Origin of the sequence: Paraburkholderia sp. RL18-085-BIA-A, from assembly GCF_046027075.1 — a bacterium.
Taxonomy (GTDB): domain Bacteria; phylum Pseudomonadota; class Gammaproteobacteria; order Burkholderiales; family Burkholderiaceae; genus Paraburkholderia.
The window spans coordinates 32,633-58,818 of the sequence record NZ_JARESU010000055.1 but is presented as its reverse complement, the minus strand read 5'-3'; the positions used below and the strand labels follow the sequence as shown (position 1 = coordinate 58,818).

Genomic DNA, 26,186 nt, shown 5'->3' with positions numbered 1-26,186 from the left:
AATCGACCGACCGTGAGCGCGTCGAGCGTGCAGTCCGTCGACGCTAACAAGCCAGCAGCGCCGCGCGGTAGAGCCCGTGCCCTCCCTCCAGAGGACACCTGCGGTCCTGCGATCGTCGCCGGCGGCATCGAGCGAGACATCTCGCCCGGCGATCCTGGGCGTGTGCAATGCACCTCCTCAATTGACACGATAGTGGATTTCGCCTCGCCGTTCCAGGCGAGTCCGCTGGAACCGGCTTGCCCTGGCGACTCTGGCATCTGCAGTCACACGAACTCGCTCGCGGCACGTCTGCAAGTCAGGAGCCGGAGCCTGCCGGCATGCGGTGTTGGCCGGACCCGGTTCCAGGCTGGCGGCGATGGCGACTCCTGTTTGCTGCGCCGGCCCCCTGCCGGAAACCGGTGCGAGGCGGCAGTGGGCATGCCAAATGTGTTTCGGCTAGAGAACGGAGTGATCCGCCACTTTTGGGGCGCGGAGCTGTTCTTCGCACCGACCGATCCCGGACCGGATTATCGCCACTTCGGTATCACCGAACCGCTCTGGGACTTGTTTGGCCTCACCCCCGAGGGACGTGAATCCGACTGGGGTGAGCAACTGAGCTACTCATGCTGCGTCGCAAATATGCAAGAACGCCGCACGCCGGGTGAGCCGCGTAAGCTCGAACTCCCCACTAGCGTAGCGCCCCCGGTCAGGGGCTTGTCTGTGCCAACAGGCTTGAACGATCGCTGCTACCATAGCTGAAGATCGGAGCCTACGTGTTGCGCCCGCGGCGATGCGGTTCCATGGGCGTCAGGTCGGTAACACGGCTTCCTGCCAATGCCTGTTCGTCGGCAGCAAGCCCTCAGGAGCACGCGATGATCGTCGAGCGTATCTGGACTGGCAATGCCTACCGTAACTTCAACTACCTGATTGCATGTCCGGAAACCGGCGAAGCACTTGCCATTGACCCACTGGACCATGAAAAGTGCCTCGCCGCCGCGAAGGCCAAGGGTTGGCAGATCACCCAGATCCTCAACACCCACGAGCACCGGGACCACACCGGCGGCAACGAAGCGATGGTCGCGGCCACTGGCGCCAGGCTGCTCGCTCATTTCAAGGCCGGCGCTCGCATCGCGGGGGTGGACCGCGGTGTCAAGGCCGGAGACGTCATCAAAGTCGGGAAGCGGATCGAACTCGAATGTATGGACACGCCGGGTCACACCATGTGCCACATCTGCCTGCGATCACATACCGACCAGCCGGCGCTGTTTTCCGGCGACACCCTTTTCAATGCGGGCGCCGGCAATTGCCACAACGGAGGCGATCCGGGCGAGCTGTATGCCACGTTTGTGGGCCAGCTCGCCAAACTGCCGGATGACACGAGGATCTATCCCGGGCATGACTACATCGAGAACAATCTGAGGTTCACGTTATCGATCGAGCCGGAAAACGCTGCTGCTCGGGCCCTGCTTCCCCGCGTGGCCGGTCATGACCCGAAGACCTCGATCGTCACCACGCTTAAGGATGAAGAGCAATTCAATACCTTCTTCCGGCTCACAAGCGCGAGCGTGATCGCCAGATTGCGGGAACGCTTCTCGGATCTCCCGGAAGAACCCGATGCCAAGGCTGTGTTTCTCAAGCTTCGCGAGTTGCGCAACAGGTGGTGATGCAGCAGGGCGCGGAGCGTTGCCGCTCCGATTCTGTTGCGAGGACTTCCCCTGAGAGTCAAGATCGGGGGAAGTCCTTGCAAACACAATCAAGGTACAAAGGCCGTTTGTCGACTCGCACAGGGTGACGGTTATTCGGCCCTTGCGGTCAACCGCACAGGTAGCATTCCATACTACGCTAATGGCCGCTTTGGATTGTCGACGTCAGTCGTCGAAGTCGAATGAATCCGGGTTTTTGCTTTCGTGCAAGCGTTCACTGTCGACAAGGAATCGATTTGCTGCGGCATGCCATTTTGCGGCCACGGGGCCGTGATAGGCCCTCGTCACTTTTGGATGTGGCCTCACCGGGACCGAACCCGTCGTTCTCCTCGATAAGTCTTTTTGCGAGCGCGTCCGCGCGGTCCATTTCTTCATCCGGCGCAGGCGAAGCGCCGGCGCCAGCTGGATCGATAGCCGTGTTTAATGCACCGTCGCGTTGATGGGTATCGACCGACACGGTCATCGACAGGCCGACACGCAGCGGATGCGCCGCCAGTTCCGCCGGGTCCAGGGAAACGACCACAGGTACGCGCTGAACGACCTTGATCCAGTTGCCGGCCGCGTTTTGCGGCGGCAACATCGAAAACGCGCTGCCCGTTCCGGGCGACAGTCCACCGACCCGGCCGTGGAATACCATCCCCGATCCATAGAGGTCGGAGACCGCGGAAACCGGCTGCCCGATGCGCAGGTTGCGGACTTGCCCTTCCTTGAAGTTCGCCTCGATCCACACTTGCCTGACCGGCACGACCGTCATCAGTTGCGCGCCGGCCGCAATGGGCTGTCCGATCTGCACGGAGCGCTGGGCCACGGAGCCTTCGACGGGCGCCACGAGGGTCGTGCGTGCGACCCGTAGGTAGGCAAGCTTCAGTTGCTGTATCGCCTGCATCACGGCGGGATCGTCGTCGATATCTCCCGAGCCGCTCGTGGCCAATCCGCTTGCAAGCTGGCTGCGCGCCGCTGCAAGATTGGCCTGTGCGACCGCCACCGACTCCCGTGCGCGCTCGTACTCTTCCCCTGAAACCACCTGGACCGTGGCGTCCGAGCGCGCCTTCAAGGCCTGTTCGGCCTGCTCGAGTTCCGCCGCACGAGCTTCGACGGCGGCCCGGTACATCGCAGTGGAGAAGTGAGCGCTGCGTACCTGCCTCACTGCGCGGATGAGTTCTCCCTCGACCTGCCCCAGCGCGATGCGCGCCTCGGTGTCGTCCAGCCGCACCAGCGGTTGTCCAGCCTTGACGTACTGGGTATTGCCCACCAGCACCTCCCGAGCGGTGCCCGCCACCTGCGCTGCGATCGGCACAACGTTGCCGGCGACATACGCATTGTCCGTTTCCTCGACGAAACGCCCGGAGACGAACCAGTGCACCGCTACCGCAACGGCCGCGACAGCCGCGACGCCGAACAGCAGCGCCAACAGCCGGTTTCGGCGGGAAATCTTCGTTGGGTCGCGCTGCGCAAGCGGAACGCGTTCGCCAAGCAGGTTTTCTGTGCTCATGCGACTCAGCTAGAGGAAGGAGTGATAGAAGAGCGATTATCACGCAGGCTTTCGTGCGGATCCTGATTCGCGGGCTCTACAGGCGAAGCGGCGGCGGCCCCCGTCTGGTTCGCCACGAACCCGCCCCCGAGCGCCCGGATCAACGCAACGTCAGCGTCGCGCCGCTGCGCGTTGAGTTCGAGGAGCCGCAGTTGCTCGTCGAGTTTCATGTCGCGTTGCGCCAGCACGTCCGCCTGCGCAATGAGGCCACGCCGTTGCCGTTCAGTGGCGACGGCGAGCATCTGCTCGCGCGCGGCGACGATCCGCTTCTGCTCGTCAATGAGTGCCGTGAGGTTTCGCATCGTTGCAATCGACCGGGCGACGTCAGCAAGGGCGCTATCGAGTGTCTTGTTGTAGAGCGCAATCGTTTCGTCTGCTTGCGCATAGTCGCCATGCAGTTGCGAGCGCAACTGGCCGAGTTCGAAGATCGGCAGGGAGACGGCGGGGCCCAGGGCAAAGAATGCCGACGCGCTCGAAAACAGCGAGCCGAGACTCAATGACGCCAGCCCGGCCCCCGCAGACAGATTGATGTTCGGATAGAACTGCGCGCGGGTGGCTGCGATCTTCGCCGTTGCGGCCTGAACACGCAGCCTGGCGGCGACGATATCCGGGCGTCGGCCGAGCAGTTCGAGCGGCAGGCTTGCGGGCACGGATAAGGTGTCCGTATCAGCCAGCGTCGGCCGTTGCAATGAGAGGCCGCGTTCCGGACCCGCACCGGTCAGCGCGCCGATCTGCAACTGCGTTTGCGTGATTGAATCGTCAATCGTCTGCAATTGCATGCGGATGGTGGCCTGTTCGATCTGTTCCTGCTGCGCACTGTAGCTGCTGTCGATTCCTCTCGCCTCGCGCGTGCGCCGGATCGTGTCGAGTTCGCCCGCTTCGTGGCGTTTGGCCTCGATCAGGTCGTGCCTCGCGTATTCGTAGGCCAGTCGGCCGTAGAGGGTAACGAGGGAGGTGGTGATGGTCAGGCGGCCCTGCTGCGCATCGACGCGCGCGGCGTCACGTGCCGACACGAGCGCCTGGGTGAGCGCGCGGTTTTTGCCCCATAGATCCAGCTCATAGTTGGCGCCGACGATAACGCTTCCGGGCGATACCCAGGGGTCGCTAAAGAGTTGGATCGGCACCGTCGTACCGTCGACGTTCACGTTCGCCGCGCCGTCGATGGCAGGCATGCGCGCTTTGTAGGCTGCCGCCGTTGCGCCGCCCGTGAGTCCCGTGCCCGAGGTGAACCGGTCGAGTTGCGACTGCGCCTGGGCGATCCGTGCGCTCGCCACCTGGATGTCCGGGTTGCCGGCACAGGCCTCCTCGACAAGCGCATCGAGCTGTGGGTCATGAAACGACGCGAACCACTGTGCCTCCGGCCATACGCCGTCCGCGTCTTTCGTGAACTGGGCGAGTGCCTCCGGGCCGGGCGCGTGCATGACAAGCGGCTGATAAGGGCTGTGGTCCGCGCAACCCGTCAGCACACACGACACAGTCACCAACGCGGCTGACGCGCGAACCGATAGGCGCTTCAAGGCACGGCGGGAAAGGCAGATATCGATCCCCATCGATCAGTCGCGCGCCAGACGGGCTGCGAGCCGCGGGCGCGCGGCTTCGAGCGGCCCGAGCCTGCCGAGCATGCCGTCGACAATCCCGCAGGCGATACCGGAGAGCTTCGCCAGCTTGCCGGACTCGAAGAGCAACACCTGGCACACTTGCATGAGTGTGATGAGATTGGGTATGAGCGCAACCGGAAGGGACGGAACGTATTGAAGACACAGGTGCATGCCGTTGCGTGCCATGTAATAGCGGCGAAATGCCGGGTGATTCATCGAGGTGAGGCGTATTGGACCGAGCCGATGTTGCCGCTTTTCACCGATGCGATGCGACAGAATGAGCCGTGGCTCGACATAGAAGGGTACGCCGCGCAGCAACGCACGCAATGAATATTCGGTGTCGACATGATCGATAAATAGTGGCTCCGCGAACGCACCCAGCCGCTCGTAGGCGAGGCGCGAAATGACGCAGCCGGAAGACAGCAGAAACGAGCACGGCTGCAACGATGCGCCCGCATCGAAGATCAGCGTGCGGATCGAAAAGCCGTTGCTGTACATCTGCGGCAGAAAGCGCCGGATGTTCTCGTCATAGATGCGCGGTCCGATGGCGTAGGGTCGTGCGCCGAGCGCCGTGCAGGACTCGCGCATCACCCGGAAGTAATCGGCACTCACCCGCGAATCCTGATCGAACAGCGCGACGGCGCCAACGCCGCGCTCGAACAGGTGTGTGAGGCCCCGGTTGTAAGCGCCGGCAATTCCGCCGCGATTGGCATTGCGAAGGTATGCGATGCCGTGTGTAGCGAGGCCATTAACCATAGAGGCGGCGGCCACCGGTGAATTGTCGACGACAACTACCGGCACGCCAGGTTGGCACAGTTCGAACAGATGCGTCAGTTGTTGGGGCGTCGGGCGATACAGCACCACCAATGCGCCGATCAGAGGCGCGGCGCTGCCGGCGGCGGTCACGCTAGCTGGAGAGGAGATCGTTTCGCTCATGATCGTCATACGGATATGCGTGTCAGTGTCCGGCGCGTGCAGCGGAGATGCCGCGCCACGGTCTGGTTGCCCACATCAGCACAGCGAGTGCGAGGCACACGAGGCTCGCCATATAAAACAGGTCGTTGGTCGCCATCATGTAGGCTTGTTGCTCAACAACATTGCGTACGGCGGCCAATTGATTGGGGCCCAGCCCGAGCGTTTGCAGCGATCGCATGAACAGGCTTGTGCCAGTGGATGCATGCGTCACCGATTGCGCGAGGTTGCCGTAGTGATGCGCGGCGCGGTTGTCCCACCAGGTGACGCTGAGCGCGGTGCCGAAAGCGGCGGACAGCGTGCGCAGGAAATTCGACAACCCCGACGCCGCCGCGAGCTTTTCGTTGGGGATGCGCGACAGGATTGCTGCACTCAACGGGATGAAAAAGCACGGCAGGCCGATGCCTTGAATGAAGGTCGGCGTGACGATCTGCCAGAACGACATCGTCAGGGTGAAGTGCGCGTCCCACGCCAGCACGGCAAAAAACACCAGAAAACCGAACGACGTGACGACGCGGGCATCGAACCGGTCCAGAAAGATGCCGATCAGCATGGAGAAAACGAGTGCGAGGATGCCGAGCGGCGCAACCGTCAATCCCGCCTGAAATGCGCTGTATCCCATCACGGTTTGCAGCCACAGGGGGAAGATGACACCGATCACCGAGAAGCTCACCATCCCGAGCGAAATGATCGCCACGCCGAAGGAGAACGTGCGGTCGCGAAACAGGCTGAGGTCGATGACCGGATAGGGTTCGGCCGATTCCCAGATCAGCAGCGAGACCAAAGCGAGCGCCGCGATCAACGAGAGGCCGACGATCAAAGACGAGTCGAACCAGCCGTGGTCGCGCCCGAGGTCGAGCACAGCTTGTAGCGTACCCACGCCGACGACGAGCAGCAGGATGCCCATCGTGTCCATCGGCGGTTGGTGCGGATCGGGAGGCTCGCGGTGCAACATTGCGGCGCATGCCGTGAAGGCGAATAAACCGATCGGCAGATTGATGAAGAAAATCCACGGCCAGGAAAACTGGTCGATGATCCAGCCGCCGAGGACCGGACCGAAGATCGGTGCGAGCAGAACGGTCATTGCCCAGAGTGCAAGCGCCAGCACGCGCCTATGCGGCGGAAACGCGCGCAACAGGATGGCCTGCGACAGTGGCACCATCGGGCCTGAAGTGAGTCCCTGGAGAGCACGGCATAGAACCAGCAGTTCCAGATTGCCGGCCATGCCGCACAGCAGCGAGGTCAGCGTAAATAGCAGCACGGACCAGACGAACAGGCGCGCCTCGCCGATCCGCTGCGACAGCCAGCCTGTCAACGGCACGGCGATAGCCGCTGCGACCGAATACGAACTGATGACCCACGTCGCCTGCGAATTCGACACGGCGAGACTGCCCGCGATGGATGGCACGGCGACGTTCGTGACGGTCGAATCGAGCACTTCGATGAACGTGGCGAGCGACAGCGCGAAAGTCAGCAACGCGAGCCTTGCACCGCTCAAGGGCGGCGCCTCGCGACCTCCGACATTCTGTGTGGCCATGCTACTTGCAGTACTCATGTGGTTGGTATCTTTCCAGGGTCGTTCAAGCGGCCGAATGCGTGCCGACGGCGGCACGGCGATCGGCCCAGCGCTCGATGTATTGCGCGGCTGCTTCGCAGGCGTCCGGGGCCGTGCCGATCCGCTGTTTGGCGAGCCTGCAACTGGCCGCGACCCACCGGTCTGTGGTGACGTGCGAGAGTGCCGAGGCGAGCGCTTTACCACTTGCAGGACTGTCGATGCGAATGCCGCAACCGCTCTTCGCGACCCGCTGCGCATTGTCGAACTGATCGTGCGCGAACGGCGTGACCACTTGGGGAATGCCGGCCTCGAATGCAAGTGCGGCCGTGCCGATTCCGCCGTGATGAACCATTGCCGCGCAGTGTGGCAGGAGTGCCCGTATCGGGACGAAATCGCGCACCAGCACACCTCGGCCTGCGCGCCACCGCTGCCCGGCGTTGCGGGCCAGGACGATAGCGCGTACGCCGGTACGGCGCAGCGCTTCGTCGACGGCGCCGAAATACGCCTGCTCGTCAGTTAGCGTGGAACCCGGTGTAAAGACGACCGGCCGTTCGCCCGCCAGGAGGAAAATATTCAACTCGTCGTCGAACGCCTCGGGTGACACATCGTTGAAGAGTGGAAAACCCGCCATGAAATGATTGCGCGGCCAATCGGGTTGCGCTGTCGCAAACCAGTCCGGGAACAGGCACAGCACGCCGTCTGTCGAGTGCAGCCATTGGCCGAGAATTCGGTTCGCCGGTGCGAGACCCAGCGCCGCCCGCACGTCGTTCAGTGCGGGGCCGCATGCCTTGTCGAGCACGCCTGTCTCGATCATTTCCATGCACTTTGCCTTGACGGAAAGCGGCAGCCACATGGGCACGGTCAGACGCTTGTGCGTGGGTGGAGCGCTTGCGGACAGGAGGGTCGAAGGTGACACCTGGACAGATATATACGGCGTGCCATGGACTTCCTGCATCAGGCGGGCGGCGAACGCCCACAACGAGCCGACCAGTACCGTGTCGGAGGTCGCCAGCGCGGCAAGCGCATCGAAGTGCGGCCGGATGCTCGGTGCGACGATGCTCCACAGGGTGCGAAACGAGGTGCGTGGATTCCATAGCGCGGGGCTGGCGATCGCCTGGGCATACTCGTCCCACGTGCCGATCGGCACGAAGGCGAAACCGTGCTGTTCTGCCAGCGGCGCGAACTGCGGATGCGTGCAAAGCACAATCCGATGTCCGCGCTGCGCGAGGGTTCGGCCAATGCCGACGAACGGATGAACGTCGCCAGCCGAACCGATTGCGGTGATGACCACGTGTGCCATGAGTCGGGCGCCGCTCAATAGAGCCAAGGCACGAGCGCCCGCACTTCGCGGCGATAGGTACGGTACGGGTCGCCGAAATACTCCGCCAGCCACAGCTCCTCGACGCGAACCTTATAGGCGAGCGAAGCGAAGATGAGCGTGAAGCCGAGCACGCCGCGCCATTGTTCCGTGACCATTGCAGCGCCCGCGATTGCAAACAGGCAGCCCGAGTAAATGGGATGGCGGACGAGCGCGTACGGGCCGCTGCGGACCAGTTCGTGATCCGCCTTCAAGGTGACCGACACGCTCCAGTTCGGACCGAGATGGCGGCGGCCCCAGACGGAAAAACTCAGGCCGGCGACGATGATCGCAATGCCGATCCATTGCTGCAAATCGAAATGCGCGTTCGTGAGACTCCATGCGCCGGCGACCCTGTCCGGCAACGCAACCAGCGCACAGCCGACGATGAGCGGAATCGACTGAATGGTGCGCGAGAGGCGATCCTCGCGCTTGACGGTTTGCTTCGCCCAGGAGGACGCTTTCATCCAGTAGGCAAGCCAGACAGCCCACGGACCAAGAACCGCAATCGTGTGATAAATCGTCACTTTCAGCTCCCGAAATCGACGTTCAGGGCGGAGCTTGCAAACGTTTGCGCGACAGGCAAGGAAGGTAGCACCTCAAGCCGCGAACGATCGAACTCGTGATCGAGACCGAAGAAGTCGAGAATTTCGTCACGTATGGAGGCCGCCTGAACTCGCCCCTCGAGTTCGAGGAAATGTCCGGTGTTCGGCACCGTAGCGAACTGGGCGTGCATGACGTAACGCGCCAGGCCACGAATATCCTCCGCGGTGGTGTATTCGTCGAGTTCGCCGTTGATGAACTTGAGCCGGCAGCGAATATTGACCAGTTTATCGAGGTAGGTTTCGGGCCTCAGCGCCAGGATCTGTTCGGCGTGGAACGCGACCCGGCTTTGATCTTCCTTCGGCAAACCGGTTAGATAACGGTAGTTCAGAAGCTTCAGGATGCGGGGCAGGTGCTTGCCCACCGTGTCGTTCAATAGCTGTGCAGCCTGCAGGTGCTCCCCGGAATCGAGCATGTCCCTCGCCTGGGTCACGTAGGCGATCATTGCGTCGTTGAGAAACGGGGAAAACGATCCGATTACCGCACCTTCGATACTGGCAGGGCGCCGCGACAAGGCGAGCAATGCGGAGAGGCCGCCCCAGGATACGGAATAGAGGTAGCTCGGCGCGAAATGATTGATCAGCTGCAGCAGAATGTCCGCCTCGTCGTCTTTCGTGAGCAGGAAGCCGCTGCGATTGTGCTGTCTGGACTGGCCGGCATAAGGCAGGTCGAAGCAGATAACGTTATACCGTTCGCCAAGGTATTTGATTGTTTGCCCAAATGAGGCGGCTGTTGCCAGGGCTCCATTCACGAGAATTACACTCTTGCGCACGGTATCGAAAATGTGCCGTTCGATATGCACTTTGAGAGAATTATGTAAAATAAATATTTCTTTTTCGACAGGCATACAACCCCCGGGCATTCTAAATTGAATGACAAATTTACCGTCACATATCTATAACAATTCTATGAGCAAAACGATATTGGAGCAGCGTTCCGCCGCCAGAGCATTGATTCTCCAAGCATATTTCGATGCGTGTTAGGCGAGCAAATATTGTCTGATAAATTTAGCAAAATCAAGCAAACATTTAATTTATTTAGCGAAAAGAATTAGAAAGTAAAATGTAAAATTATGTACACATAATGTACAGTTTCGGTATCAATTTCCGATGCGAGATGTGTCAGAATGAGGCGGTAAATTATGCCTCTCCTCATTTGAAACTATTTCCGGAAGCCCGCGGAAAAGACCCTGGCCTAATTGATTGAATTCCCGCCCGTGCGCGTGGCGCTTTTTTAATGCACTAGCAGAAAAAGATTTGAGGTCGGCATTGCTGCCAATATCCGGCCGAACTTTTTCCGTCATATGAGGCGGATCGATGGCATCTCAAACGACCGCTCCGTCCGAAGTTGTCGGCGCATGACTTCGCGCGTCGATCAGCAGACGATGGTGGCAGAAAGGATTAATAAGCAGTGCCTGGTTGGTGTTTATTTGCTGACATGGATACTGCTCAAACGGACTCAGTGCGGGCTTTTTGCGCGCTGTCCATTTCTTGGGAACTGTCATTCGGGGCGATCTTGGCGGCGGTTCTGTCGATCACCGGAATGGCCGGAGGCCGTGTCAAAACTCACAATCGCCAGGTTCTAGGGGTTGCCTTACGTTTCCCGCAGTGCCGTGAGGCCGATAGGGCGTTCTGACAAGCCGTCTTTTGCGCTGGGTCGATGCAACGTGCGTTTTGACACAGTCTGGACCACTAAGGGACCACCAGTTTTCCCGATAGCAGACCTTCGCAGCATTTCGCGTCGGTATCCAGTGTCAACGCACTCCACGGAATTGCGTGCAGCGTCGAGCCCATTCCAAGAAATCCTCCTTCTGACAGCACCGCATATGCCACCCTGCCACCGCGAACGTCGAGCATGATGTCCGAGATTTTTCCGACGTCTTCGCCGTCTGAGGTCACAACCTTGGTTCCATCAAGCGTGGCCGCTGCCATGACGTCCGGGCCCGGCCCATCGCCTACGCCCGTGCCAACGATGCGTGCCCCGGCGCCCGACGGGCTGCCCTGCGGGTCGAATGTGCTCATGATTGTCTCCTTTACAAAATAGGGATACTCAGCGGCGCGCAAGCGCTATGCCCAGTGATGATGGAAGGAACCATTGGATATGGCAGGCGGGACCAAACCATCGAACGCCCGCAGTAAAGAGCCACCCCTTTGCGACCCCCACGTTAAACCGGAAGAACAGCAGGAGGGCGCTTCCTGGGCATGCCCGTTGCGCCGCCGGAATGCCATTTCAGGTGAAGTGGCCACCGACCAAGGAGCGAAAAATGAGCATATTCTCAGCTATCCTGAACAAGATTTTTCCGCACGACCATCCCGCTAACACAACGCCTGGCTCGATCACCTCGCCGGCGGCGCTTGCGGGGACAGCGCCCGCCAGCGCGTCAGTACCGACAGGAACGCCGTCGACGCCGTCAGCTCCTGCGGCCCCAATATCACAGCCGTCCGCTACGCCGATGCCGACGGTCGACGTTGAGGCGGTGCTTGCCCGGATGCAGGAGGGAAGCGGCGAACGGCTGAACTGGCGGACGTCAATCGTCGACCTGCTCAAGGTTCTCGGGCTGGACAGCAGCCTTGATGCGCGCAAACAATTGGCATCCGAACTTCATTACGCCGGCAACACGGAGGATTCGGCTGCAATGAACGTCTGGCTGCATCGAGAGGTTATGCAAAAGCTCGCAGAAAATGGCGGCAAGGTGCCGGACGACCTCAAAAACTGACTCGCGAGGGTTGAATACGAGCTGGAGGGGACGAAGGTCGGAGCGTGGTCTGCGGCATTTTTGCGCCGGTTCCCTCCAGCGTCGCGCGCCTAATAGGCATCCCGCTTGAAAGCGCGCAACGTGGCGGTCCACCTAGGGTAGGTAGATCAGCCAACGTGCGTGAAAACTTCATTGCGGTCGGCGGACACGACCAAGGGAACCTGCTTTCCGCAGTCAACGCTGCCGCCTGGTGACGCGCCTGCCCGCAGGCCTTGGCAGAAGTGCGGTCGGCGCGCTCCCATCGCACGCAGGCGCGACGACCCAAAGTGAAATTTTTTCCTTTAACTGCCACCTGAAGCCGGATTGGTCGCTGACGCCGGCATGGCGGCGCTGGACTTCTTATGCGTCTTCTTGTGGGACGTGGTACCGGAGGGCGCCATGCTGTTGGCTCCCGACGCACCCGACACGGTATCGGTCGTGCCGCCGGCGTTCGGTTTGCTCATTCCCGTTCCACCTTGCCCGCCAGCGGCCCCGCCGCCCGCGCCTTGTGCGTAGACGCTGCCTGAAATACCGACAAATAGCGCTGAAATCAAAATGGCTTTCGTTGCTGCTCGCATGACAGTCTCCTCGGACGGGAAGGGGCCACTAGCACGCTAAAATGTCGCCCGCACCTGCAAGCCGCAATTCCGATGCCCCGGCCCAGATGCCCGTCGGCGCCGAACCGCTCTTTTCCGAAGCGGAGCATACCTGTTGTTCCGACCTGATTATCGGGGCTTTTAGAGCGACGGTCGCGGCTTCACCCCGGGATCGGACACAGTGTGGTGCGGCCTTGAACGAAGCAGACCCCGCAGTGGACAGTGGCTTGGCGGTTGTGTTGCAGTAAGAGATGGGCGGTAGAATTCCGGCGATACAAAGTGGTCACAACACCAGGCACGGCAACTCACGAAGCTGGGGCACGAGGTGAAGCTAATGCCGGCCGAATTCGTCAAGGCGTTCAACATCCGCAACAAGAGCGATGCAGCGCACGCCAGGACGATCTGGCTGGCCGTGCAGCAGTCAGGCAAGGCAGTGGCAGTAAAAACCGAAGCGCAGCAGGCAGTGCTGGCGCTGCACCGGATGCGCCATCAACTGCTTAAGTTCCGTACGACGCGGATCAACAGCCTGCGCGGACTGTTGACCGAATACGGCGAAGTGATGGGCAAGGGCCGGGCTGCACTGGACAAGGCGATACGTGCGGTGCTGACCAGCGTCCTGGATCGTCTGCCGGCCGTGCTGGTCGATACGTTGCGCGAGCAGTGGAACGGATCCACAAAGCTCGATGAGCAGATCGTCGTGATCGAGCGGCGACTGCGCCAGTGGCTGCTGGAGGACAAGGCGGTCAGGGCGATTAGCGAGATCCCGGGCGTCGGTGTGCTGACGGCGACAGCCGCAGTGGCGACGATGGGCAATGCGAAGTCGTTCAGATCGGGCCGCGAGGTTGCGTCCTGGATCGGTCTTGTGCCAAAGCAAACGGGCTCGGGAGGCAAGGTCACGCTGTTCGGCATCAGCAGGCGCGGCGACACGCATCTGCGCACGCTGCTCATTCACGGCGCGCGCAGCGTCCTCGCCCATGCCCGGGAGCCCGGCCCCTGGATTGAGCAGATTAGCAAGCGGCGACCGCCAAACGTGGCGACCATGGCGCTAGCCAGCAAGACGGCGCGCACGATCTGGACAGTCCTCGCCCACGACAGGCCGTACCAGAAGGGGAACTTCGGCGCGAAGCCAGCCTGAAAGGTTAGCCGCGCCTCGAGCATCAACGCCTGCACAGGATGATCCGTCGAAAGACTGCGTTGGCAATCGAATCTGATGACAAGACAGGTTGGGCAGGGACTCGCTAAACCTGAATATGCATAAGAGCCACGAGGTCGTGAAGTCAATGAGGTGCGAGTCAGCGAATTTCATAGGGGCCCGCTGCTGCATCGATATCGGCTGCAGAAAGGCCGTATATACAGCCGCAGCCGATCCTGCACGTCAAAACCGGCGAAATTGCTTCGCAAACGGGAGGCGTTCATATACATGCATATGATCCGCAAAGGGCAGATGCAGGACAACGGCGCCGCCAAAACTGCGACCGGGCGATTCTATTCGCTTGTCATGTGAGTATTCCTGCGCGGATTGGAAATCGCTCGTCCCACTGTTCTTTCCGCCACAAACCTTTTTTGTGGCAGGAATGAACGCGCAGCGCGCCCAGACCGCCGATCAGAAATTCTCGTACATCTTCTCGACGAGCTTGCCGTCCCGGAAAACGAATGAGATCCTCTGTTTGCTGGTCTTGCCACCAGCATAGTCCCAGCGTTCCACGCGATCAGCCTTGCTGGCCCGGTACGGATAGCCAAGCCTGTCAACAACCTGCCGTTCGGTTGTCCCGGTCGGGAACCGCTTCTCCATGCTTTCACGTGTCCAGCCATGCACATACATCTCGCTGTAGCTTTTCGTGGTGCCGCACCCCGCAAGTCCAGCCAGGCACACGGTGACCACTGTCATAACCGCAATCGCTTTCATTTCTCTCTCCCGCAGATCAGTTGCGTTAACGATCGCATTTGCCAGCCAGGACGAGTGTCGGACGTGTCTCAAAATAGCGAGGCTGTGGCGAAACGGCGCAGCGTTGATGCCCTGTTGTTCGCAGGTGGGTTGCGCAGGGCCGGAGTCAACGGCGAGGACGGCCTGGCTGGCCGGCGATTCGCATCTTTGAAAGAGGAATTCGCTCGGGCACAAAAAACCGGTCAAAAGGGGTTTGTCAGATCGCGGCCTCAGCCGCCTGAGATTGGAAGATGAAGAAGCCGAAATCGCTTTATCACGGGCACCGTTTCCCAGCCGGCGTCATCAGTTGCGCAGCACGTTGGTACTGATGTGACCTTGCGTGTCAATGACGATGTTCTTGCACGGCGTGTCTGGTCATGCGCACAACCGCTGGAACAAAACGTGAGGCAGCTCGGCTACATGCCAGAAAAATGAAGTTCGGCGCGAACCCCGAACGGACCAACCAGGCGAAGTCCCGCGCCCGGCGGTGGCCATTTCTCAAGGTGCCGCGTTATAGTATGCCGGACAGGGCAGGCGCGATGGTGCGCCTCGAGACCGGGCAGGGTGCAAGTTGAGCAACGAGACAAAGAAAAGAGCGCCGCGTCGCAAATCGAATGCGATTTCCGTGGTAGATGTCGCGCGGGCGGCAGGGGTATCGACTGCGACCGTTTCGCGCGTGTTGAACGGTAACGCAAGGGTAGCGGCAGAACTGCAGAACCGTGTGCGCGACATCGCGCAGGAACTCGGCTACACACCGCACGCCGCAGCGCGCGCGCTGGCTTCGCAGCGCTCGAAAACGATCGGCGCGGTGATCCCATCGCTGGAAAACCAGAACTTCGCGATCGGCGTGTTCGCGCTGCAAAAGCGCATCGGGGAAGCCGGTTATACATTGCTGCTCGGATGCTCGTACTACGACCAGGAAGATGAGCTGAAGCAGGTCCGCGCCCTTATCGCGGACGGCATCGCCGGGCTGATGCTCGTGGGCCGCAGTCACTCGCCCGCGCTCTACGAACTGATCGAAAAGGAGCAGATTCCGCTCGTCAATGGCTGGACGGTCGATCACGACTATCCGTATGTCGGCTTCGACAACGTGGCGGTCGGCCGTCGACTCGCCGACTATCTGCTTGATCTCGGCCATACGCGCTTCGGCATGATTACGCAAATGACGCAGCATAGCGATCGCGCGGCTGATCGCATCATCGGCGTGCGCGCGGCGCTGCAGTCGCGAGGGCTGCAGTTGCGCCACGAGCATCTGATCGAGATGCCGCACAAGATCATTGAAGGCAAGATGGCGATGAAGGCGCTGATGAACGGCCCCGAGCGTCCGACGGCCGTAATCTGCGGCACCGATCTGCTCGCAATCGGCGCGCTGGCCGAGGCGCGCGAATCGGGTATCGACGTGCCGGGCGACCTGTCGATCGCGGGCATCAACGACATCGAATTTTCCAGCTTCACGTCGCCGCCGCTGACGACCATGCGGCTCGCCGCCGATGAAATCGGCGCGCGCAGCGCCGAGTATCTGCTCGCACGGATCGAAGGACGGCCCGTGAGTTCCCAGAACATCGTGCCGACCGACCTGATCGTGCGCGGCACGACGGCGCGTCCTCGCAACGCCTAGGTCGCCCACGCGCGGCGCGGCGTGGCGTCGTTGACGAGGCGTACGTTTGAAGCGACTCGGGGTTCCGTGGCTGCGATTCCAGTGTTGCTTTCCCGCGCGCAATAGTCCGCGCCCCACCGCCGACTACAGCGGAATCAGCACGCGGCTGCGCGTGAGCACCTCTTTTGCCAGTTCCACGATGGTATCCGCGCCGCTCAGACACTCTTCCTGATAGGCGACAAAGAATCCTTGCTGGGTGATCGGCCGTTCAGTGTTCAGCACGTGAATCAGCCCGGCGTCGATCTCCGTGCGCATTATCGCGGGCGACAACACGGCCGCCGCATGTCCCGCCGCGACCAGCCGCGACATCATGGACAGGGAATTGCATGAGCTGATGTTGTCCGGATTGCAACCGGCGCTGCGGAACCAGTTCATCACAAGCGAATGGTTCGATGACGGTTGCGAGACGGTGATGATCGGCACCGACGCAAGCTCGTGAGGCGCGACATTGCAGTTGGGCACGAGTTGCGGCGACGCGACCCAGTGTAGATCGGTGTAGCCGATGGCGGTCTCGACCACGTGGGGCGCATTGGTTGAATCGTTCAGGATCGCTATGTCCAGTTCGTGCGCACCAAGCTTGCGTCCGAGGGCGACGCCCACGTCGATCGTGAGTTCGATCTTCATGTGCGGATAGCGCGTCTTGAGTTGCGTGAGTAGATCTGCAAGCCCCGCGTGGGCGATGGACTCAATCGCGCCGAGACGTAGCAGCCCGTACATGGGATCGGTACGCTTCGCAATCTGTTCGAGCTTTTCGGCGAGCTTTAGCACCTGTTCCGCATTGACGAGCGCGTCGCGGCCTGCGAGCGTGAGTTCGGAGTGCGTCCGGCTGCGCGTGAAGAGTTGCACGCCGAGATGCTCTTCGAACTCCTGGATGCGTGCCGAAATGGTCGGCTGCGTGAGGTGCTGATGACGCGCCGCCGCATGAAATCCGCCTAATCGCGCCACCCAATAAAAGGTTTCAATTTGTTGAAGAGAAATGCGCATGATCGAGGGTTTCTATCAGATGGTGTCGCTAACTTTGATTATCTCCCGGACAAAATTCATTCGTATACTGAGCCACTCTTTTCGTTGTGTCAGAACGCAGTGCGTGGTTGGTCATTTTGCGTCAGGACCGTCCGTCGTTCCCATTGACCCACCGGCTAAAGGAGATGCCGATTGAAGCAGCAGAAGCAAAGCCACTGGGATCTACCCCAAGGCGGCGAAGACCCTCGCCGCGGCAACCGGACGACCGGCCCAGCAACCACGCCGCCCTCATCGGGCGAATCTGCTTTTCCCGAGGAGCCGGCACGCGTTGGCCGCACCGGCCAGCCGCGCTTTCCCGTTCCGCCGAAGACAACCGACAGTCATCACCACATCTACGATGCGCGGTATCCGGTCGATCCGTCAGCACAATTGCAGCCGCCCGACGCGACGGTCGCCGACTATCGCGCGCTGCAGCGCAGGCTGGGCGTCGAGCGACATGTCGTCGTTCAACCGTCGACGTATGGAACCGACAACCGTTGCCTGCTCGATGCCCTGTCGCAGTTTGGAAAGACCGCGCGCGGCATTGCGACCGTGTCCGACACCGTGACGGATGGTGAGCTGGCCGGTCTTCACGATTTGGGTGTACGCGGGCTGCGCTTTAATCTCGAATACCTGGTCGGCGTCACGGTATCGATGATGGAGCCGCTCTCGAAGCGGATCGAACCGCTTGGCTGGCACATTCAAGTCAATGCCACCGCTGCGCAGCTACTCGCGCATCGGCCGTTGCTTGCGAGTCTGTCGTCGCCGCTCGTGATCGATCATATGGGGCAGATCCCGCAACCGGGCGGCGCGGAGCATGCCGCATTCCGGATGATCGAGACGCTGCTGGCCGGCGGTCGTACCTGGGTCAAATTGAGTGGTCCCTATCTTGCGTCGCGAAGCGGAGCGCCGGTCTACGCCGACGCCGGCATGGTCGCGCTCAGGCTTACCCAACTTGCCGCGGACAGGATGCTGTGGGGATCGGACTGGCCACATCCGACGCAAGCGGCCGACAACAAGCCGGACGCTGCCAACTTGCTGGATGACCTGACGCTGTGGATACCCGATGAATCGACGCGGCGTCGAATCCTCGTTGAAAATCCTGCAAGGCTTTACGGCTTTTAGCGTGTGTGCGGCGCGCCGGCTGTTTCAGCGCTTGCCGATGTAGGCAACCAGGTCGATTTCCAGGAGCACACCCTGCAGACCGGCTTCCACGGTCGTTCGCGCCGGCTTGTGCTCGGCAAACCAGCTCGCATAGAGCGCGTTGAAGCGGCTAAAGAGCGTCAAGTCGGTCAGATAGACTGTGACCTTGACGACGTCCTCCAGTCGCGCGCCGGCGGCGGCCAGCACCCACTCGACATTGGCGAGCGTTGCACGGGTCTGCTCTTCGATCGAGTCGCCGATCACATGCCGGTTGGCGTCGCGCGGCGTCTGGCCGGACAGGAAGACGAAGTCGCCCGCGATCATCGCGGAGGAATAGTGCCCGACTGGATTGAGGTCGGTTGGATTGACGCCACGCAATGCGCGGCGCGTGCCACTGTCGTTCATGTTTTTCTCATCGCCTTGATGTGGTGTTTTTCAGAGTTGCCGCATGGCGTGCGTGGCTGCGTCGTGTTGCATTGTTTCAATCGACATTGACCCGCTCCCGGGCTCGTGGCCTATCGACGGCTCCCGAGTTGCTCGCGCACTTCCCACCACCCTTCGGTGTTAAGCACCATTGCGCTGGGGTAGAGATAGGCAGTCGTGCAAGCGTGGCGCGGCAATAACATCACCCGGTCGCCGACTGCCAGATCGGTGTTTTCGACTACGACGTGCTCTTCGCTCATCATGACGATCTTGCCGTCCCAGCGAAAGCGCTCGGCCAGCGGCTTGTCCGGCGAGATGGCCTTCGAGCCCGCATCGAGCGTGGCGGTCGTGCCGTTGCGTGAAATCACCGTTGCCAGTACATATGCGCTTGGCGTCCAGCCGAACGCGGGCAACTCCAGATCGTGCTGAGCGCTCGAATAGGTCCAACTGCCCGGGGATACGAAGTCGGCGAGTGTGCGCGGCCACAGATCGAACGTATAGCTGCCCCCGGCGACGAGCCTGGTCGACAGTCCCTCTGCATCGGCTGCGTGCGTCAGCGCCGCCACTTTCTCCACGATGGCGGCCACTCGCGCGCGGCGTGTGGCACCGTCGAGATCATGGATATGGCCGTCGTAGACATGCCATCCGCCAAAGCAGGCGATCGCGGCCAGCTCACGGGCCAATTGCAGCGTCGCCGTTGTCATCGGCGCGCCAGTTCTGCCCATGCCGGCATCCAGGTCGATGAGCAGCGAGAGATTGCTCAACGGCGCTCCATTCGTCGCGAGACGCCACGCGGCTACGCCTGCCGCCGAGTCGACGAGCGCGTCGACCTTTGCGGCCGGATGAGCGTGTGCCAGCGCGAGCAAGGTACGGATATGAGCGCGGTTCACGGTCGGATACGCCCAGAGGACGTGTTTCGCGCCGGCCTCGAGCACCATCGCCACTTCGGCCACGGTAGCGGCCTTGAATGCAGTTACGCCTTCGCGAATCAGTCTCTCGACGACCCATCCGGCGCGATGCGTCTTCACGTGCGGCATGAGCCGTTCCACCCCTCCACACGCACGGGCGGTCGCATGCAAGTTATCGACAATGCCGCGCTCGGATACGATGAAACACGGTGTCTTCAATTCTTCTGGCAAGCTGGCAGCCCACGAGGGCGCACGTCTGAGAGTGGTACGCGAAAGATCGGACATGGTTGGTACGTTGCGAAATAAAAAAGGCGTCACGCTCACGCGTGCGACGGCGCTGCGAGGTATCCGTCGACGTGCGCCCTGAGCTGACTCAGCACTTCTGCATGCTGTTCCCACGAGAGCCGGTCGACGCTCATCTTCGGCGTCGCGGGGCGGTCGATGCGGCTATCGTCAACCGCCTGCCCGATGTCGACGGCCGCAGCCAGATACGCCCGGTCTCGCTCTGGCGTGAAATCGGTGAGCAGCCGCGCCGCCGCGTCTCGCGGCGCGACCATCGCCATCGCGGATACCAGTCCCCAGCCGCCCCAGTTCGAGACGCTGGAAACGATCAGGTAGTCCGCGGGAATGGCCGCGCTGATCAACGGGCCGTTGGGAATGTCGTCGTGGACGATTTGCTCGGGCAGCACGCCCATGCCGATTTCATTGCCGCCGTCGCCGATGCCGATCGTGACCCACGGACGCGACCACTCGGGGTCCTCGAACAGAAGATGCAGCGGAGCGGTGTCGTCGGACATGTCCGCGCCGTACTCGCGGTGCGGCTTGCCGTCGCTCGCGGGCGACACCCGCTCGATCGAGATCATATGCGTGATCGGACGTTCAGCCTCGCTTAGCCGGGCTCTCAGCGACTTGACCGATGCCGCGCTCACCGAGGTGATCTCGAACGCCACATCTTTCGGCAATTCCGTGGTGACCGCCCACACCGCCTTGCAGCATGGCGCGTCCGAGATCACCGTCACCGGTATGCCGAGGTTCGAAAGTGCGGCGGCCAGATGGGCCATGCCGCCCAGTCCGTCCGTCTCCGGCGAGGGCGGCACGGCATTGCGTATGAAGAAGCCAGTCACGATACCGACGTGGGCGTTCGGCGTGCTCATGATCGAACGCGCGGCCGCTTCCAGCTGACCTTCAACGAACCGCTTCATGCGGCCAATGTCGCGCCGGACAGTTTGGCCAATGATGTCTTCGACTTTTGCTATTCCCATTTTCCAATCTCAGTAGCAATGTTGCTTATGTGGGGCGCGGCGATCGCTCAGACCGGAATCTTCGTTTCATAATCGATTCCGATTGAACAGAGCAGCAGGCCGACGCCCATTGCGGCGAAACACATCAGCGCGAGGAAATAGGAGCCCGTAAATTGAACGATCGCGCCGATCGCAATCGGGATCACCATGCCGCCGATATTCCCGCCGAAGTTGAGCAGACCGCCGAGCGTGCCCACCTTGTTGCGCGAGGCGAGCATCGCGGGGATCGACCAGTACAGACCGCCCCACCGCAGAAAAAAGAGCGTGATGGACAGCAGGATCACGACCATGGTGGGGCTCGTCGCATGCGCCACTGAAAACACCGCGATCGTGGCAACCACGCCGGCGATACCGAAGAAAGTGCGCATGACGCGGTTCGGCGCGGCGCCGCTGGCGAGCCACTTGTCGGCGACGTAGGCCCCGGAGAGTTCGCCGATGAAGCCGCAGAAGAAGATCACGAAGCTGGCGCCGCCCATTTGCTGAATGTTGAAGCCCTGCACTTTCTGCAGATAGGTGGGCATCCAGGTCAACAGGCCGTAGTAAAGCGTCGTGCAACACATGAATCCGACGAACATCAGCCAAACTGAGCGATACCTGAAGAAATCGAGCGAGTTGCCCGACAGGCTTTTGGCTTCCTTTTCATCCTCCAGGCGGCGGGCCCGTTCGATGTGTTCTGCTTCGGCTTCATTGACCCCGGCGTGATCGCGCGGTTGATTCTTGATGTAGTACCAGGCGCCTACTCCGCACAGCACTGTGCCGACGCCGGCGATCGCGAACGCTGTGCGCCATGAGTGCGCGACCACGATCAGCCAGGTGATCAGTACCGATCCAAGCGCTGCGCCGAGCGGCGAGCCACCGTCCATCAGCGATGCGCCACGGACCCGCTCATGCTGCGTGAGCCACATCGCATTCAGCGCACCTCCCGCCGAGGCCACGGGCGCTTCTGCCACACCGAGTCCGAGTCTCGTCGCGAGCAAGGACATCGCGTTGGTCGTCAACGCGCCAAGACCCTGGAAGGCACCCCAGAGCAAAGTGCACAGCGCGAGGACCAGGCGCGGCTTGAAGCGGTCGACGGCCATGCCGCCTGGAATCTGCATCAGCGTGTATGACCAGAAGAACGAACTCATGATGAGGCCCTGCATGACCGGCGTAAGCGTGAACTCGCTTGCGATCATCGGCATCGCGACGGACAGCGATGCACGATCGATGTAGTTGACCGTAACCAGCAGCAACATGATGAAGAAAATCTTCCAGCGAACCGATGTCTTCGGCTGGGCGTACGCCACGACCGCTGCAGGTGTTCCGCTCATGTCTGTTCTCCTAATGCGCTATTTGAATGTCAGATACACGCCCGGCGCGTTGCGCATCGGCAATGTATGAACCGGCCGTCTGCGACGATGCAGGCGCCCGTTTCGTGATAATTGAAATTGAGTATAGGTGCGCGGACCTGAGTGGAGATAATCGAAAGTGACCCGCGCAGTCGATAGAAATCGGTGATCATGTGTGCTTGCCTCGTGCAGGTTTTCCCGCGCGGCATCACAGCAGACGCGGTGGTCGCTTCGATAGCGGCCACCGCCATTGACGTCACGATCACTGCAACAACGAGCGGCCGTGTTGTTTCAGCTGTCGTGACAAGCCTTGCTTGCAGAAGAGATGTCGTCCGCGAATAGACGCGTTATCCCTTCGCTCCGACAAAACGCGCGCGCGCCGGCTTCAACACGAACATCGCAAGCACGGCGGTGCTCAGATCGAGCACAATCGCGCATCCGAACACCGGCACCCAGCTGCCGGTGTGCTGATGCAGCAGCGCGGCCAGCGGGCCGCCGAAGATCGAGCCAATCCCGAACGAGATGTAAAGCCAGCCATAGTTCGCGGTGGCATAACGGGTACCAAACGTGTCGGTCAGGGTCGAAGGGAACAGCGAAAAAATCTCACCCCAGCCGAAGAACACCACGCCGGACAGCAGCACGAACAGAACCGCGTTGTCGCGGGTCATTAGCCAGAGCGCCATCGCCACACCTTCCAGCGCGAACGCGAAACACATCGTGTTTTCGCGCCCCAGGCGATCCGATATCCAGCCGAACAGCGGACGGGTCAGACCGTTCGTGAAGCGGTCGATAGTCAGTGCCAGCGGCAACGCGGCGAGCCCGAAGACCAGTACCTTGCTGACGCCGAAGTCAGCGGCGAAGCTTGCCATCTGCGACGTGACCATGAGGCCTGAAGTGGACATCATCGTCATCATCACGAACATGAGCCAGAACAACGGCGACTTGAGCATCTCGGAGGGCCGGTAGTCGCGCGTCACAACCGCTGTCCGGGAAACCGCCGAGCCGATACTGATACTGTGTGCCGCGGGCGGTACCCGCAGGCCCTGCGAGGCGAGGAGACCGATCACTGCGAAGATGATGCCATACAGCCACAGCGTGGATTCGACGCCGCGCGTTGCCAGCGATGCGGAGATCGGAAAGGTGGTGACAATGGCGCCCATGCCGTAGCCTGCCGCCGCAACACCAGCGGCGAAGCCGCGTCGATCGGGAAACCAGCGAACCACGAGCCCGACCACACCGACGTAGACGATGCCGGTACCGAGACCGCCGATGACGCCGTACGTGAGGTACAGCATCGACGTACTGTGCGCATACGAAGCCAACACCCAGCTCACGCCTGCCAGCAACGTACCGATCGAGATCAGCATGCGCGGCCCGAAACGATCAATCAGCGCACCCTGGAACGGTGAAAAAAATGCCTGCAGCAGCACCAGCAGTGAGAATGTCACTTGCAGTTCCGGCAGTGCGATGCCGAGCTTGGCCATGAGCGGCTTCGTCATCAGAGTCCATACATATTGAGGACTCGAAATGGTCATCATGCACACAAGACCGAGTCCGAGCTGGATCCAGCGGGTATGCGCGGCTGTTTGTGCGCCGGGCGAGGCGACGCCGTTCAGTGATTGCGTGCGGGTGTTCAATGTGTTTCTCCGTTTCGGATTGAAGTATCGACAGTTGGACGGACGTGCGCCGTCCTTGCCGTCGGCACGAACGCTCGCGGGTCGTCGATTCAAACGGGGGCGGGCGGAGCGGCCGCCCGCGGTCTAGCAGGCGCGCCTACCAGCCGGCCGCAGCCCCGTCGCTGCGGGGGTCATAGCCTGCTTCCAGACATCCGTTGCTGTGCCGGACGATCGCGCCGGCGTGGCCCATTGCTTCGTCGTATGGCCGCATCTGCTCGACGTCATGCCCGAGACGACGCAGCGCATTGAATGTGTCGACGGGAAACCGCGCCTCCAGCTTGAGTGATTCATTGGTTTGCCCCCAGGTTCGACCCAGCAGCCAGCGAGGCGCATCGATAGCGGCTTGCGGATTCCAACCGAAGTGCGCGATCCGTGAAAACACGGCGCTTTGCGATTGCGGCTGGCCGTCGCCGCCCATGTTTCCATACACCATCGTGCGTCCATCGGCGAAGCGCGCGAGTGCCGGATTCAGCGTGTGAAATGGACGTCGCCCCGGCGTAAGTGGATTGCGCGCGGACGGGTCGAGCGAGAAGCTACAGCCGCGGTTTTGCCAGTTAATGCCCGAATCGGGAAGCACGAGGCCACTGCCGAACTCGTGATAGATGCTCTGAATGAAGCTGACGGCCACGCCATCGGCGTCGATCACGCCGAGCCACACGGTGTCGGCCGGTCCGAGACCATGACCCCACGGAGCTGCCGCGGACATCGAAATCCGCTCGGCCATCGAGTCGAGCACATGCGGCGCAAGCAGCGCCTGTGGATCGATCTCCATGTAATCCGGGTCGGTGATGTGCCTGTCGCGGATGGCGAACGCGAGCTTGGTCGCCTCCACGCACGCGTGGACGTACTCGGGCCCGAGCGGATCCATGTCGTCGCGCAAGACACGGTCAAGCACACCGAGAATCTGCAGCGATACAAGCCCTTGTGTGGGCGGCGGCATGTTGTAGATCGTGCCGAGCGAATGTGCGAGTGCCAGTGGCTGGCGCAGCCGTGCGCGATGCTGTTCAAGGTCCGCTAGCGACAGTGGACTTTCAAGGGCACGCAGGTCGGCCGCGATGCTGCGTGCGAGGTCGCCCCGGTAGAAGTCGTCGAGACCCGCGTGGGCGAGACGCTCGAGGGTCGCGGCGAGGCGCGGTTGCACAAAGCGGTCGCCGACGGCCGGCACGCCCAGCGGGTTGTCGCTCGTCAGAAACGTCTCGGCGAACCCCGCGACTGATTCGAGTTCCTGCCGCTTGAGCGCGATGCATTCGGACTGGCTCCGCGTGACCGGAATACCCCCTCCTGCGTAGGCGATGGCGTCTTCGAGCAGGCGCGCGACCGGGAGCTTGCCGCCGAGTGTTTCAGTCGACCAGCGATGCGCCAAGGACCAGCCCGACACTGTCCCGGCCACCGTATTCGCCGCCAGCGGGCCGCGAAACGGGATGGATTGCAGGCCGCGTGCGCGATAGGCGTCGATCGTCGCCGCCGCTGCCGCCGCTCCACACGCCTCGATACCGACGGGCTCTTCGCCCGGCCGCGAAATCAGCCAGAAGCCGTCGCCGCCGATACTGTTCATATGCGGATACACCGCTGCGATGGTCGCCGCGGCGGCAATCATCGCCTCGACGGCATTGCCTCCGTCGCGCAGGATCGCGAGCGCGCTTTGCGACGCCAGCGCATGGGGTGTAACTGCCATCCCGCGGATGCCCCGCACAGGATTTAAAGATTCTGCTGACATGTTTCCTCAAAAATCAATCGATCATCGTTACCCGCCCAGCCGCTACGGGTTCGCATGATCACGTGATACTTGCTACATACAACGAAGCTGACTTGAATCACTTCGCCCTTCGCTTACGAGTCCGCTTCACGCAGCGTCGGTACACGGTTGGTTGACGCTTGTGAAGCGCCTGTCATGGGGCACTTTGTTGTGGGTTTCGTCGGCTGTCGGCGAAATATATGTGCAAACTGCAATATTTGTAATATCCACATTGATTCAATGTGCACAAAACGTGCCAACATGCGAAAGCCCAATATACAAGGGTGAATCGAGTACTTCCGGATGGAAAGGAGCACATTGCCAGGTCCTGGAAGTGTGCAGATACGCGCAAGGAAGGTGCATCGGGCACAACAAAATCGGCGGTGCACCGCCTCTGTGCGAAACGCCAACGTCGGCGACGAAAGGCGACTGCAAGACATTCAGATTGGGAATCGGTGCGA

Annotated in this window: 20 protein-coding genes and 3 pseudogenes; 6 read left to right on the top strand and 17 right to left on the bottom strand. The window is 61.4% G+C overall.

What is annotated here, in order from left to right:
* Positions 1–851: 851 nt before the first annotated feature.
* Positions 852–1,643 (top strand): hydroxyacylglutathione hydrolase, encoded by a 792-nt coding sequence (locus tag P0D89_RS29590; RefSeq protein WP_408361876.1) that lies wholly within the window; start codon positions 852–854, stop codon positions 1,641–1,643.
* Positions 1,644–1,896: 253 nt separating this feature from the next.
* Here the strand turns inward: P0D89_RS29590 and P0D89_RS29585 are convergent, their stop codons facing one another.
* The 8 genes and pseudogenes from P0D89_RS29585 to P0D89_RS29550 form a co-directional block, all read right to left on the bottom strand.
* On the bottom strand, positions 1,897–3,093 hold the full coding sequence (locus tag P0D89_RS29585; protein ID WP_408361877.1) for an HlyD family secretion protein: 1,197 nt from the start codon (positions 3,091–3,093) through the stop codon (positions 1,897–1,899).
* Between the two features lie 86 nt (positions 3,094–3,179).
* The gene (locus P0D89_RS29580; RefSeq protein WP_408361878.1) at positions 3,180–4,694 is read right to left on the bottom strand and encodes an efflux transporter outer membrane subunit; all 1,515 of its coding nucleotides are present in this window, start codon (positions 4,692–4,694) and stop codon (positions 3,180–3,182) included.
* A gap of 72 nt (positions 4,695–4,766) precedes the next feature.
* Positions 4,767–5,747, bottom strand: coding sequence for a glycosyltransferase family 2 protein (locus P0D89_RS29575; protein ID WP_408361923.1), 981 nt, complete (start codon positions 5,745–5,747; stop codon positions 4,767–4,769).
* Between the two features lie 22 nt (positions 5,748–5,769).
* A complete protein-coding gene (locus tag P0D89_RS29570) occupies positions 5,770–7,320 on the bottom strand; it encodes a DHA2 family efflux MFS transporter permease subunit (RefSeq protein WP_408377604.1) in 1,551 nt (516 codons plus the stop codon).
* Between the two features lie 43 nt (positions 7,321–7,363).
* Complete coding sequence (locus tag P0D89_RS29565) at positions 7,364–8,638, bottom strand: glycosyltransferase (protein ID WP_408361880.1); 1,275 nt, start codon at positions 8,636–8,638, stop codon at positions 7,364–7,366.
* A gap of 14 nt (positions 8,639–8,652) precedes the next feature.
* Complete coding sequence (locus P0D89_RS29560) at positions 8,653–9,222, bottom strand: methyltransferase family protein (protein ID WP_408361881.1); 570 nt, start codon at positions 9,220–9,222, stop codon at positions 8,653–8,655.
* A 2-nt stretch (positions 9,223–9,224) separates the two neighbouring features.
* A complete protein-coding gene (locus P0D89_RS29555; RefSeq protein WP_408361882.1) occupies positions 9,225–10,145 on the bottom strand; it encodes an alpha/beta fold hydrolase in 921 nt (306 codons plus the stop codon).
* 883 nt (positions 10,146–11,028) lie between these two features.
* Positions 11,029–11,319 (bottom strand): annotated as a pseudogene (locus P0D89_RS29550) (PRC-barrel domain-containing protein); the annotation flags it as partial.
* A 242-nt stretch (positions 11,320–11,561) separates the two neighbouring features.
* Between P0D89_RS29550 and P0D89_RS29545 the strand changes: the two are divergent.
* Complete coding sequence (locus P0D89_RS29545) at positions 11,562–12,014, top strand: DUF3597 domain-containing protein (protein WP_408361883.1); 453 nt, start codon at positions 11,562–11,564, stop codon at positions 12,012–12,014.
* Positions 12,015–12,334: 320 nt separating this feature from the next.
* Here P0D89_RS29545 and P0D89_RS29540 read toward each other — a convergent pair whose 3' ends face one another.
* A complete protein-coding gene (locus P0D89_RS29540) occupies positions 12,335–12,610 on the bottom strand; it encodes a hypothetical protein (protein ID WP_408361884.1) in 276 nt (91 codons plus the stop codon).
* 301 nt (positions 12,611–12,911) lie between these two features.
* Here P0D89_RS29540 and P0D89_RS29535 point away from each other — a divergent pair.
* A pseudogene (locus P0D89_RS29535) lies at positions 12,912–13,763 on the top strand (IS110 family RNA-guided transposase); the annotation flags it as partial.
* 468 nt (positions 13,764–14,231) lie between these two features.
* On the opposite strand, the gene P0D89_RS29530 reads toward P0D89_RS29535, so the two are convergent.
* Positions 14,232–14,534, bottom strand: coding sequence for a hypothetical protein (locus P0D89_RS29530; RefSeq protein WP_408361885.1), 303 nt, complete (start codon positions 14,532–14,534; stop codon positions 14,232–14,234).
* Between the two features lie 269 nt (positions 14,535–14,803).
* On the opposite strand from P0D89_RS29530, the pseudogene P0D89_RS29525 reads away from it, so the two are divergent.
* Positions 14,804–14,878: pseudogene (locus P0D89_RS29525) on the top strand (IS6 family transposase); the annotation flags it as partial.
* Between the two features lie 299 nt (positions 14,879–15,177).
* A complete protein-coding gene (locus P0D89_RS29520; RefSeq protein ID WP_408361886.1) occupies positions 15,178–16,170 on the top strand; it encodes a LacI family DNA-binding transcriptional regulator in 993 nt (330 codons plus the stop codon).
* 123 nt (positions 16,171–16,293) lie between these two features.
* Here the strand turns inward: P0D89_RS29520 and P0D89_RS29515 are convergent, their stop codons facing one another.
* Positions 16,294–17,193, bottom strand: coding sequence for a LysR family transcriptional regulator (locus tag P0D89_RS29515; RefSeq protein ID WP_408361887.1), 900 nt, complete (start codon positions 17,191–17,193; stop codon positions 16,294–16,296).
* A gap of 171 nt (positions 17,194–17,364) precedes the next feature.
* Here P0D89_RS29515 and P0D89_RS29510 point away from each other — a divergent pair, with 171 nt between their 5' ends.
* A complete protein-coding gene (locus tag P0D89_RS29510; protein WP_408361888.1) occupies positions 17,365–18,336 on the top strand; it encodes an amidohydrolase family protein in 972 nt (323 codons plus the stop codon).
* Positions 18,337–18,360: 24 nt separating this feature from the next.
* Here P0D89_RS29510 and P0D89_RS29505 read toward each other — a convergent pair whose 3' ends face one another.
* The 6 genes from P0D89_RS29505 to P0D89_RS29480 all read right to left on the bottom strand — a co-directional run bounded on the left by P0D89_RS29505 (position 18,361) and on the right by P0D89_RS29480 (position 25,665).
* On the bottom strand, positions 18,361–18,759 hold the full coding sequence (locus P0D89_RS29505; protein ID WP_408361889.1) for a RidA family protein: 399 nt from the start codon (positions 18,757–18,759) through the stop codon (positions 18,361–18,363).
* 110 nt (positions 18,760–18,869) lie between these two features.
* The gene (locus tag P0D89_RS29500; protein WP_408377603.1) at positions 18,870–19,970 is read right to left on the bottom strand and encodes an alanine racemase; all 1,101 of its coding nucleotides are present in this window, start codon (positions 19,968–19,970) and stop codon (positions 18,870–18,872) included.
* A 35-nt stretch (positions 19,971–20,005) separates the two neighbouring features.
* Positions 20,006–20,947: a glutamate cyclase domain-containing protein gene (locus P0D89_RS29495; RefSeq protein ID WP_408361891.1), complete on the bottom strand. Its 942-nt coding sequence runs from the start codon at positions 20,945–20,947 to the stop codon at positions 20,006–20,008.
* Between the two features lie 47 nt (positions 20,948–20,994).
* Positions 20,995–22,296, bottom strand: coding sequence for an MFS transporter (locus P0D89_RS29490; RefSeq protein WP_408377601.1), 1,302 nt, complete (start codon positions 22,294–22,296; stop codon positions 20,995–20,997).
* 365 nt (positions 22,297–22,661) lie between these two features.
* A complete protein-coding gene (gene oxlT, locus P0D89_RS29485; protein WP_408361893.1) occupies positions 22,662–23,951 on the bottom strand; it encodes an oxalate/formate MFS antiporter in 1,290 nt (429 codons plus the stop codon).
* Positions 23,952–24,087: 136 nt separating this feature from the next.
* Positions 24,088–25,665, bottom strand: a complete 1,578-nt coding sequence (locus tag P0D89_RS29480) for a gamma-glutamyltransferase family protein (protein WP_408361894.1) — start codon at positions 25,663–25,665, stop codon at positions 24,088–24,090.
* Positions 25,666–26,186 lie beyond the last annotated feature (521 nt).

Excerpts from the sequence above, each read along its gene's own strand:
- P0D89_RS29575 (WP_408361923.1), bottom strand. The coding sequence starts at position 5,747 with ATGAGCGAAACGATCTCCTCTCCAGCTAGCGTGACCGCCGCCGGCAGC.
- P0D89_RS29495 (WP_408361891.1), bottom strand. The coding sequence starts at position 20,947 with ATGGGAATAGCAAAAGTCGAAGACATCATTGGCCAAACTGTCCGGCGC.
- P0D89_RS29480 (WP_408361894.1), bottom strand. The coding sequence starts at position 25,665 with ATGGCAGTTACACCCCATGCGCTGGCGTCGCAAAGCGCGCTCGCGATC.
- P0D89_RS29570 (WP_408377604.1), bottom strand. The coding sequence starts at position 7,320 with ATGGCCACACAGAATGTCGGAGGTCGCGAGGCGCCGCCCTTGAGCGGT.
- P0D89_RS29565 (WP_408361880.1), bottom strand. The coding sequence starts at position 8,638 with ATGGCACACGTGGTCATCACCGCAATCGGTTCGGCTGGCGACGTTCAT.
- P0D89_RS29545 (WP_408361883.1), top strand. The coding sequence starts at position 11,562 with ATGAGCATATTCTCAGCTATCCTGAACAAGATTTTTCCGCACGACCAT.
- P0D89_RS29500 (WP_408377603.1), bottom strand. The coding sequence starts at position 19,970 with ATGTCCGATCTTTCGCGTACCACTCTCAGACGTGCGCCCTCGTGGGCT.
- P0D89_RS29590 (WP_408361876.1), top strand. The coding sequence starts at position 852 with ATGATCGTCGAGCGTATCTGGACTGGCAATGCCTACCGTAACTTCAAC.
- P0D89_RS29540 (WP_408361884.1), bottom strand. The coding sequence starts at position 12,610 with ATGCGAGCAGCAACGAAAGCCATTTTGATTTCAGCGCTATTTGTCGGT.
- P0D89_RS29555 (WP_408361882.1), bottom strand. The coding sequence starts at position 10,145 with ATGCCTGTCGAAAAAGAAATATTTATTTTACATAATTCTCTCAAAGTG.
- P0D89_RS29505 (WP_408361889.1), bottom strand. The coding sequence starts at position 18,759 with ATGAACGACAGTGGCACGCGCCGCGCATTGCGTGGCGTCAATCCAACC.
- P0D89_RS29490 (WP_408377601.1), bottom strand. The coding sequence starts at position 22,296 with ATGAGCGGAACACCTGCAGCGGTCGTGGCGTACGCCCAGCCGAAGACA.
- P0D89_RS29530 (WP_408361885.1), bottom strand. The coding sequence starts at position 14,534 with ATGAAAGCGATTGCGGTTATGACAGTGGTCACCGTGTGCCTGGCTGGA.
- P0D89_RS29515 (WP_408361887.1), bottom strand. The coding sequence starts at position 17,193 with ATGCGCATTTCTCTTCAACAAATTGAAACCTTTTATTGGGTGGCGCGA.